The sequence below is a fragment of the Archangium sp. genome (assembly GCF_036388035.1).
Classification (GTDB): Bacteria; Myxococcota; Myxococcia; order Myxococcales; family Myxococcaceae; genus Archangium.
The window spans coordinates 1-10,409 of sequence record NZ_DASVSO010000758.1 but is presented as its reverse complement, the minus strand read 5'-3'; the positions used below and the strand labels follow the sequence as shown (position 1 = coordinate 10,409).

Genomic DNA, 10,409 nt, shown 5'->3' with positions numbered 1-10,409 from the left:
GCAAAATCGCGGGGAAGCACTCTTTCGTTGCACTCCGCCGCTCGCTAGAGATGGCTCTCAAGCGAAACAGACTTCCCACCACGCTTGCCGTGGCGCTGCTGGCCTCGTTGAGCAGTCGCGCCAACCAACTGGATGACTGGTGCGCTCCGCCGCTCAGGGAAATGACCATAGGAAGTGGCGGGGAAAGTGTCACCGTCACCCTCGGCATGAAGGATCTTCAAAGGATCTGCTCGGGCGAGAAAGGCTTTTCGCAGTGGTACCGCGGCCTGTCCGAAGCCCAGCGCAAGGTGCTTTGGCCTGAGCTCGCAATGAAATGGGCGGGTCTCCTTCACAACCGGATTGAGTGGCCAGAGATCTCTCACATGCTGTCGGCGTTCGGCGTGAGTGATCTCGAAAGAAGGGAGTTCACGCAGAGGCTCGAACAACTGAATCACCCCAAGAACAAGGCCGCGGGCAGCTTTTCTTTCGTTTCTTCAAACAATGAAAAGACGGCCATTGAGTTGGTTTCGATGGCGCCACCGGACTATGCCATCACCCGCGAGGTGTTGCTCCGGAAGAAGGAGAACTCGGGCGTGACGAACGCCAGGTCGGTTCTCTTTGAGGATGCCACGTTCGGCGTTCTCTCCTCCATTCTGAAGCCAGCGGAACTTCGTGCGCTGGAATCATGGGTGAAGACGGTGGACCTCGAGGGCCTGCGTGGCGACATCGTCGTCGCGAACGCAGTACCGGTAGGCTCGGCTTTTTCACTGATCCAACTGCAGGCGCACCGGTCGAACAAGTCCGAATGGGCGTTTCGAGCAGGTGGTGGACGTTGGCAGCTCCTGGACAGGTCCAAATCCCCTGCTGACGTCCTGAAGGAGCTGCTCAGTCCTGTGAGAGGAGTGGGCGATCGGCTTCGCATCGTCGAAATCGCCCTGACCCAGCTCTATGGGATTCAAGTACCACCTCCAGGGAAGACCCCTCCGAAGTATCCACTTGCTCGACGTACAGAGTGCGCGGCGATGACGAACGACAAAACCATCATCCAGATGCCGGAAAACGCCGTGCTCAACGAAAGGATGCTTCCCACGCTTGTGACAGGCAGCTCCATCCGGTTCGATACGGACTGGCCTCTACTCCACAAGAGCAAGGAAGGATTCCAGGGACTGAAATACGAGCTCTGGCGGATCAGAATCGACGCTCGATCGCCACTCACGGTGACCGAGGAGAATGTTGCCAGCGGCGCGGAGCGCCCCATTCCGGTGGGGTGTGGCCGGCTCTACGCGGATTGGACTGGGCCAGCTCACAAGCGCCACCCCACGACAGCGTCAGCGATGCTTGCTTCGCAAGAGGGCCCGGCGAGCCCCGGTGAGGCGGCCAGGTTCTGGCTGAATGCGTGCCGGCTCGAGTGGGCTTCTGTCGCATCTTTCAATCGGACATCCATGGAGTTGATGGCGCTCGGCGCACCGCTCTCGCTCATCCATCGTGTCCAAAAGGCTGCTCTGGAGGAGGCGCGGCACGTCCAACACTGCGCGTGGCTCGCCCGACACTTCGGTGCCTCTGAAGAGGAGATCACCACCGCGACCACCGCGCTCGCGGCGCTCGCTCCGCGGACGCTCTCGAGAGCCGAGTACGGAATGCTGGTCATCCACGAGGCCGTAGCGCAGGAAGCCTTGGGGGCCTCGCTCCTCGGCGACATGGCCGAACACTGCCAGGACGAGGCAGTCGCCAGCCGGCTCCGCCGTATTGCCCGGGATGAGTTGCGTCATGCGCGTCTGGCGTGCGACATGGTGCGCTGGCTTGTTGGGGAGGAAGGGTTGCCAGCGTTTGTGCCAGAGGCTCTTGCGCTGCTCGACTCATTGGCCCGACAGCACCCGGTGTATCTCGCTCGAGTGGCCAGAGGCGCACTCCCAACCAGGAGTGTGCTGCGCAGGGCCCACCAGACCTCACGGGCTCTGCTCCAAGCGTGGCTGGCTCCTCCCCTTCGTAGGAAACGCCGAGACGTGCACTGAGCTGGATTGCGTTTCGCGCTGCGGAGGGCCTTCACGGCCAACAGCAGGTGGATGGCCGGCCCCCGTCAATTGCCGGAATCGATGCGAAGCTCCGCGGATCATGCGCGACGACGATGGTCATCTCCGGGTATCGCGCTGATATCGCGGCCATATGCGCGAGGTTCTCACGAACGAGCCGGGGCTCGACATCCGCGAGGCGCTGCGTGAGCGGGCGCTCCTCCTGCTCGGTGACGCCCTCCAGTTGCCAGGCGAGGTCTCCGATAAAGGCGTAGCGCTTGTTGTCCGGAAGCGTCACGAAGACAATCACAGAGCCCGGCGTATGGCCGGGCGCCGGGACGATCACCACCGTGCCATCTCCGTAGACGTCATGGCTCTCCGCGAAGCCGAGATAGGGGTGCGCATCGAATCGATACTCTTCGAGATGCAGCGACTGGATGCTTCTGGCCGTGGCCGTGGTGAAGTCTTCACCTTGTACGAAGCTTCGTTCCGCGGGAGGTATCCAGACAGGCACTTCGGGAAAATCCGCGGCGCCGCTGATGTGGTCCCAGTGGGAGTGGGTCAAAAGGATCGCGCGCAGCCGGGTCAGGTCATACCCGCTCGATTGGAGTTGCTCGCGCGCGGTCTTGTTCAGCGAGTATCGTGTCAGGAGCCGAAAGAAGAGAGGCAGCGTCGCGAGGTGCTGTGCGATATCCCGACCGAACCCGGTGTCGATCAAGAGATCACCTTTAGGGTGCTTGATCAGGGTCGCGGTCATGGAGAACTCTCGCGGCTCGAAGAGAGAGCCTCCGCGATACCCAAAGGACGCGCTGCGGTAGGTGGCGCCGGTCGGAAGCTGGGCAATCGACATCTCGGAAGGCGCGGAAGCCGGCGGGAGCGCGCCGAGCTCGAGGGTCTTCGATACGGAGAACGGCGACGCACGATAGGTAGACAAGAGCCCCAGCGGCAGCAGATAGAGCGAGAGAGAGAGCGCTCGCAGGGGACGAGAGAACGAGCGCAGAAAAGAAAAGCCAGCGACGCAGGCAGTGCCAATCAGAGCGCCAGGAACTACCAGCCATGAGGTTGGCCCGTGAGCGCTCAAGAACAAAATCCAGACTGCGAGCAGGACCGGCGCGACGCACGCAAGGAGCCATTTCATCGGGGATTGCCTGAAGCCTCGGCGCATGGGCGGAGGCGATGCGCTGCTCTCGCGAGCGGTCGGAGAGGTCGTCCACGTGGAGCGCGGGTCCGAAGACATGAACAACTTTGTCCCGGTAGCCCGCGCGAGCCTAGGGAAAAAGGAGACCGGTTGAAGGGGAGGGCTGGAGCGCAGGGGCCGAGGAGGGCCGCTGAGGGGGGCCGCCCGAGCAGTGCGCCAGGCGGGTGGAGAAGCCGCGCAGCCCCTTGGGGAACATGCCTGTCCAGGCCGCCCTCCCATGAGGTGCGCGGCAGGGGCTTGGCTCTCTTGGCTGGGGCGACTCGAGCCTCAACACCACGCGCTCTGGGGGGGCCCTCGCGCTGGGGCCAGCCTCGCACCTGCCGGGCCATGCCCAGGTGCTCCAGAATCGCTCGCACTCCACCCCCTCCCTTCACATACGCCAGCACCCACCGCCTGCCTCCACACCTCACGCAGACGAACACGTCGAAGTCCAACGTCCTCTTGAGCAACTCTGCCCAATCCACTCGCGGCGTCCTCTCCTTCATCCGCTCCTTGCTGGCCGCTACCTCAAGCCTCGCGCTCGCCTCCTCCGCACCTGCTTGAGGGAACGCGGCGGCCCCCATGGTCCAGCAGAGCTTCGCGCGGCGTCGTGAGACTCCAGGTGCGAGCCGGGGCGCGGCCCCCCCCTTGTATGGTTGGGCGTCCCGCATCCTATCTTTCAGGGCGGTAGCACCTGGGGGAAAGGTCAGCGGCATGTTGAAGGAGTACCGGAGTTATGGGGCGGGGGAGGGCGGCGGTACGCAGCTCGAGGCTCGGCGGCGAGGCCCGCCACCCTGGGCGCCGGTAGGCGCACTCTGGCTCATTGTTCTGTTTCTGCACGCGGCGTGCGCGACGCAGGGGCCCGCGGAGAGACGGTGGGTTGAGGACGGCCGGGCAGGAGACAAGGCCGCTGAGAGGGAGGCGCGGGCGGCGCCGAGGGAGTTGCAGCCGGTGCTTGTTGTGTACGCGGCCGAGGTAGAGCCGCGCGGGCAGACGCGGGTGGTGGCCGTCACGCGGGAGGAGTACCAGCGCGCGGTGGCGCAGTTGCTCCAGCACCACCAGGTGCAGGGGACGCCCCAGGAGGCCGCCCAGGGCCTGCTCCAGGCCATGCCCGAGGAGGAGCTGCTCGCCGAGGTGTACCGGGACAGGGTTCTCACGCTGGTGCCGCTCAGCGACAAGGGAACCCTCGTTCCCGAGGCCGAGGCCGCGCTCGAGGCGAAGTACCTGCGGTGGTGCCAGCCACGGGGCGGGGGCGACTGTCTGGGCCTCTTCACGGACGGGCCCTACCTGCGCACGGACGACAGGCGCACCCTGGCGCTGGCGCTGGCCTTCGGCGGGGTGCTGGACGAGACACGGGCGGCCCTCGGGCGTGAGCTCAGCCCGCGGGCGCTGCTCTCCTCCCTGGTGTGGGCGGCGGGCCTGTACCTGGCGCTCTGGCTACTCCCGGAGCCCAGCACGAAGGCCGCGGCGGCCGCGCTCTCCGTGGTGCTGCTGGCGTGGTTGGGGGTGGACGCCCTCTGGGGCCTCGTGGACGGGTGGGCCAGCATGGCGCAGCTGGCGCACGAGGCCACCACCTTCGAGGAACTGCGCGACGCCGGCGAGGCCTTCGGCAAGCGCATAGGCACGGACGCGGCCCGGGCCCTCATTCTCGCGGTGGCCACACTCACCGGGCGGACGCTCGGCGAGGTGGCCACGCACCTGCGCTCGATGGCGAGGTTCAACCAGGTGCAGGCGCAGTGGGCGGCCCAGGGCATGGAGGGCTCGGTGGCCGTAGCGATGGAGGAGGCCGCCGCGGTGGAGGTCGTGGTGGAGCAGAGCCGCGCCCTGGTCGTCCTCACGTCCCCGCAGGCGCCGGTCGCCATCAACGTGCTGGCGAGGAGTGGCAGCTCGGGAGCCGGTGGAGGGCTCTCGGGCACCGTGGCCATTCAGCACCGCGGTGGAAACAAGCAGGTCATCCTCAGCAGTGGCGAGCGGTGGCACCTGCCGCGAGGGAAGAGCTACAGGGACATTCCGACGGAGGACCGGCTCGGCGACGAGCTGCAGGCTGCGGTTAAGGAGATCGCGGGCCAGTGGTCGCCGACGAGGCTCCGACCGGAGGAGGAAGCGGCGATCAAGAAGATGCTTGGACGCGGCCTGGAGCATCGAGCGAATCTGCTCGAGCGGCAGGCTCGCGGGCGCTGGGTCGAGGCCGAGATGAAGCTGAGATTCCCGGGCCTGTCGTGGAACAGCCGGGGTGTCGACATCACGGGCCCGGGCGGACAGAGTTACCATTACGAAATCCTGTCCGGCACCGAGTCGAATTTCGCGCTGCATGGGCGTCGGATGGCGAGCACCTTCTTCCGCATGATCTTCTTCTGAGGCCTGAGTGACTCCCAACATCCACCACGAGAAGCGAGAGATTGTCGGCGAGCGGCTGGAGCTAAAAAAGGGCCCAATCTACTGGCTGGGCCCGGACCTCACGGTGCGCGACTCCACCGTCATCATCAGTGCGGCTGGGCGCTCGCTTGTGCCCATGGCGGGGCAGTTCATCAACTGCACCATCCAGGCGAAGGGCCAACTAAAGGGGGTTGTGTGGTCGCAGATGACATTCAGGGGGTGCCGATTCAAGGGTCGATTCAGGGGCAACGAGTTCGGGTTCCGTGAGGGCCTTGTTGATACGTCGCGGTTCAAGCCGGGGGGGATCGAGGACTGCGACTTCTCCGAGGCCGAGTTGGACGGGGTTGCCTTCAATGGATGCGACATGGGCACCATCCGCCTGCCACGGTGGCCGTGCTTCACCTTCGTGGACCCAGTGAGGCACGCGGCGGAGCTGCGCAAGCACTCGTGGCCCGGTCTCGTCGGCCGGGTCACGGTCGAGGTCGCGTGCGATTCCCCCACCGGCAGAGTGGCGGTTACATGGCACGCGGCTACCGTGGCCGAGCAGATGGAGACGACGGTGGAGGAACTGCGCGCGGCGCTGGAGACGGCCCCGGGGATTTTCATGTAGGGCGGGCCGAGCTCGCGCAGGGACGATCGGCATAGTACTACAGTGGGACTTTGAGGCGAGGGTCTCTGCGCCGGTAATGGCAGAGTTTGGCGATGGCTTGATGGCGGCGGCGCCAGCGGCTCCAGTGCAGGATGAAGTCCAGGGCCGGCCGCATCACCCAGGCGATGTTCAGCAGCAGGCGCCGGAGTTCCTGGATGGAGAATCGGATGAGGCCAGGCCCTGGCGCCGACGAAATCGAAGCATCCGGCGCGGGCGACGCGTCAGGCCCAGCGCTTTTGGGAGTAGGGCGGCCTCCTCGTTGTTGGCCACGACTCGCGAGGCAGCCAGAAACGCATGCGCTACCATGCACAATGTCATATGGCGATACCAGCCTGTGTAGCTGCGCACCTCGTACTCGTCCAGGCCCACCTCTCCCTTGGCCGATTCGAAGCATTCCTCCACGGGCCAGCGGTTACCGGCGGCCTTCACCATCGCCTCCAACGAGGCGTTGGCTGGCGCATGCACCAGATAATGCGCTACCTCGTCGGCCTCCGTCAGGCCGCGTCGAAACAACAGCCAGCGTGTCAGTGTCCCGGTGTGCGAATTGACTTGCACACGAGCCCACTCATACAGCCAGGCTTGATTCAAAGTCCCACGGGGGAGGTTATCCCACTGGGACCTACGGCTGAAGTAGAGTCCCGCCTACAGGGGCCCACCGGCAGGTAGTAGCCGCTGGCTGATCGCGCGGGGGCGCCTGCACAGAGCCGGTGATGGGCCGAGCAGGTCCGGGGAGAGGAAGAGTGCGCGAGGAGAAAAACCGGGGCGGGAGAGCTGGCGGGCCCTCCACACCCCTTGAGAGGCGCGGGAAAGGGAAGAGTGCGCAGCGGGATGCCCCTTCCCACGTGCAGCGGATGCTGACGCGCCTGGGGCTGACATTCAAGGGAGTAAAGGACCCCCGGGCCCGCCGGGGACAGAGGCACCCGCTGGGGGCCATGTTGACGCTGCTGGTGCAGGCGCTGGCGGTGGGGCGGCGGGTGCTCAGGCGTGCTGAGGCGCTGGGAGAGGACTTGCTGCGCGAAGGCACGGCGCCCGAGGGGCTGAGGAGGCCGGTGTCCGACACGACGTTGGACAGGCTGCTGGGGAGCTTGGAGCCAGAGGGCTTGGAGCAGGAGGTGTACCAGGATGAGCAGGGACAGGAGTACTGGTACCCGTACGCGCTGCGCGCCAGTCTCACCAGCAGCGCGGCCCACCCGGTGCTCGACCAGAAGTTGCTGGAAGGCAAGCAGGGAGAGGCGACGGCGTTCCCGGAGCTGTTCAAACGGGTGGTGGATAAGTCTGGGCGCCATTTCGAGTACGTGACGGTGGACGCGGGAATGACGAGTGCGGCCAACGCGCGCGTGGTGAGACAGGCGGGCAAGCACTACCTGATGGCGCTCGAGGAGAACTTCCACCGGCTGCATGACAAGGCGTGGGTGGTGCTGGCGGTGGCGCCGGTGAAGGTGCGAGTGCGCGAGCGGGTGAAGGGGGAGTGGGTGGAGCGGGAGTTGAGGGGGGTGGACATGCCGCCGGAGGAGGACTTTCCCGGTGCCCGGCAACTGGTGTGGGTGCGCCAGCAGCGCACGAGGGACGGAGGGCTACCGAAGGTGGAGACGCGACTGTTCCTCACCTCCATGCCCAGTGGGCACCTGTCCGCGGAGCAGTTGCTGACGCTGGTACGCCGGCACTGGGGAATTGAGAACGGGCCCAACTGGACAGCGGACGTGGTGCTGGAGGAGGACAGCGCCTCGCCCAGCCTGCGAGGTAATGCACCCCTGGTGCTCAGCTGGCTGCGGGTGCTGGCCTACAACGTGCTGGCCCTGGTACGCACGCACCTGCCGGCTCGCGATGGACGGCCCCCCAGCTTCGCACGCACCATGGAGGTGCTCTACCAGGGCCTGTTGGGCCTGGCCGTACTGCCCGAGAGTCTGGCCACTCTTGCCTGAGCGCCCGCCAGCTGTTTCCGCTCCGGTCTCCCGCGCCTGCTTCTCTCCTGGCTGTTCGGCCTGTGCACCTTCGCCCTGCCCTCCAAGGCGGCCCTCTTTCAGGCGCCGTCCGGGGGAATGCTCCCTCTTTGCCTGAGGATGACTGGCCTTGCTCTCCGCCTCTTCAATGCCTCTCCTCCGGACTTTGGATCAATCCTGCCCCGAGTAGCCCCATGGCATAAACAGCAAAGGAGCTGCGGCGACGCTCCTCTCCCAGGATGTCGCCAATCCTTCGGAAATACTCCTCGAGCCGTTGAACCCCGCCAGCGTCCATGAAGGTGTCCATCGCCTGACTCACTCAATCGTGCTCCACCTCCCAAGTAGTACGCACGAGTCGACCTTTGACACCAAGCGACCTGCCAGCCGCTTCCTGGCTGCTCCGGTAGGGTTCCTCATGCTACTAACGCAGTAGTGCTAAGCACGGCCAGCGCGAGCCGTGCCGAGCCTCAAGGGGCTGCGCGCCCGCCGATCTCCGGGAAGCGCTCGTAGGCCTGTTTAAGCGCATCCAGGTGGGCCGGGTTGTCCAGGTCGAGCGGCGCATCGGTGAGCTGCACAACCCACCCGCCCGACGCGGTACGCCGTGCGCGTGACAGCAGCTCCGCGTCGCGGGCCGGGTCCGGAAAGCCGATGGCTTCTGCGGCAGCAGCCGACCAGTAATTCAGCCATCCGAGGTAAGCAGGAATCTCGGGCGAACGGATGTGCTCGAAGAGCTTCAGGGCGGGCAGCCCCCGGCGTGGGGACGGTGGCCCTCCCTGCGTGGGTGCCGTCTGATACGCGATGTCTAGCGCAGCGTCGTCCGGCGTCGCACGCCCCCACAACGCACGAGCCCCCTCCGCCACGCCCTCAAGCACAGCCGCCGCTGCCGCGATCACGGGCTCGTCCAGTGGCAATTTTGCATACACTTCAAACTGATCCTGACCGCCTGGGCTGAAGAGTCCCGATCTCCCCCTTCCCGAAACCGTCACGGGATAGCTCTCGTCGCCATTGCACAGGAGCGGGAATCCCCCGTCCTCAATGCTTTCTACGAGCCACGCGTCGCGCTGCGGCAACGCTGCAAGCCGTCGCCTCTCGGTCACTCTCCACTCCAGGCGCAAGCCGGGGAGCGCCCTTTCCATTCCATGGACGCTATCGAGCGCGCGGCGGTCGTTGCCCACGAGCGCAGGCGCGTAGACGATGACGATGAGGGTTTTACGCTTGGTCATCGTTTGCACCCCGTGACGACGATGTTGAGGAACTGATCCCGTTGCAGCAGCGCGTCTTTGTGAGATTGGGTGCTCACCCCAACGACGAAGTCATATCCACATGCCGCCGCAGCTTTTCGCTCCTTGTCCAATTGTTTCATTTCATTATCAATCTCCTTGTCTTGGATAAAGTCAGGGTATGTATCAAACTGATGGGTCTTGATCTCCCACAGCACACGCGCGCCGACTTGCAGCGCATCGAAGCTCACGCCGCCTACGAGCACATCCATTCCGGGATAACGGTTGGGCGGAAACTGATCGGCGCACTTGTTATGAGCGTCATCCTTGCCCTCATGCGGCACTGGGACGGGCTCACACCTGTGACGATCTCGCTCCGAGAGCTCGGGGGGCTCCACGGGCGGGAAATCCGGCCCTTTGGGCTCCGGCTTGGGCCTTTTTTTCGGCGAGGGTTTCTGCGGGGCGGGCGCTGTTTCGGGCACGGGCCGCGTTTCAGGCGCGGGCCTTACCTGGACCTGGGGACGGCCCCTCTTCTCCGCGTAGGTATCCAACGCTTCTTTGATGGCGAAGCCCACCACCACCACGCCCGCGACGATCACCGCTCCCACGACGATCTCCGGCGCCGCCAGGACACAGAGTCCGACGCCCACTGCCGCACCTGCGGAGGCGACGGCGCATCTGCCCGTGATGTCCCGAAACCGAACCCGGTCATGGTCGAGGGCATGAAAGCACCGCTCCGCCAGCACGGGCCAGGGCTCAGAAGCTTCGCGGACGGCGCACCTCCCCCCATCCGTCCAGGGCAGCTTCGCCGCGCGCTGGAGATTGGCGAGCCTGGGGTCCCGGGCCGCTGGTTCTGTTGGGGTGGGCGCTGACGTAGCGCAGGCTGAGACATAGAGCAGAAGTGCGAAGCACGCTCGGAGACGCATGGCCGGGTCCTCCCTTGGAGCTAGGGCCTAGCGGGTCCTGGTGGGGCCGGTCGGAGTATGACAGCGCGCCCCGACAGCTACGAACGAGCGCGCCGGGGGCACGCAGGGGGCCAGGGTGCCGCAGCCGCAGCTC

7 protein-coding genes and 1 pseudogene are annotated in these 10,409 nt (G+C 65.6%); 4 read left to right on the top strand and 4 right to left on the bottom strand.

The genetic code is table 11. The annotated features are described in order from the left end of the window. Positions 1-1,991, top strand: a 1,991-nt coding sequence (locus tag VF697_RS31080) for a ferritin-like domain-containing protein (protein WP_331100622.1), incomplete at its 5' end; no start/stop codon positions are given. A 31-nt stretch (positions 1,992-2,022) separates the two neighbouring features. Here VF697_RS31080 and VF697_RS31075 read toward each other — a convergent pair. After that, positions 2,023-3,126: an MBL fold metallo-hydrolase gene (locus VF697_RS31075; RefSeq protein ID WP_331100621.1), complete on the bottom strand. Its 1,104-nt coding sequence runs from the start codon at positions 3,124-3,126 to the stop codon at positions 2,023-2,025. 990 nt (positions 3,127-4,116) lie between these two features. Here VF697_RS31075 and VF697_RS31070 point away from each other — a divergent pair. Both VF697_RS31070 and VF697_RS31065 read left to right on the top strand, forming a co-directional pair. Then, complete coding sequence (locus tag VF697_RS31070) at positions 4,117-5,523, top strand: hypothetical protein (protein ID WP_331100619.1); 1,407 nt, start codon at positions 4,117-4,119, stop codon at positions 5,521-5,523. A 7-nt stretch (positions 5,524-5,530) separates the two neighbouring features. Then, complete coding sequence (locus VF697_RS31065) at positions 5,531-6,151, top strand: hypothetical protein (protein ID WP_331100617.1); 621 nt, start codon at positions 5,531-5,533, stop codon at positions 6,149-6,151. A 168-nt stretch (positions 6,152-6,319) separates the two neighbouring features. Here VF697_RS31065 and VF697_RS43680 read toward each other — a convergent pair. Then, positions 6,320-6,610, bottom strand: a pseudogene (locus VF697_RS43680) (IS701 family transposase); the annotation flags it as partial. 431 nt (positions 6,611-7,041) lie between these two features. Here VF697_RS43680 and VF697_RS31055 point away from each other — a divergent pair. Further along, on the top strand, positions 7,042-8,112 hold the full coding sequence (locus VF697_RS31055) for an ISAs1 family transposase (protein WP_331100623.1): 1,071 nt from the start codon (positions 7,042-7,044) through the stop codon (positions 8,110-8,112). A gap of 485 nt (positions 8,113-8,597) precedes the next feature. On the opposite strand, the gene VF697_RS31050 is transcribed toward VF697_RS31055, so the two are convergent. Both VF697_RS31050 and VF697_RS31045 read right to left on the bottom strand, forming a co-directional pair. After that, positions 8,598-9,353, bottom strand: a complete 756-nt coding sequence (locus tag VF697_RS31050; RefSeq protein WP_331100615.1) for a DUF5953 family protein — start codon at positions 9,351-9,353, stop codon at positions 8,598-8,600. Then, positions 9,350-10,276, bottom strand: a complete 927-nt coding sequence (locus tag VF697_RS31045) for a DUF6310 domain-containing protein (RefSeq protein WP_414641360.1) — start codon at positions 10,274-10,276, stop codon at positions 9,350-9,352. Before VF697_RS31045 ends, VF697_RS31050 begins: the two co-directional genes overlap by 4 nt. Positions 10,277-10,409: the final 133 nt, after the last annotated feature.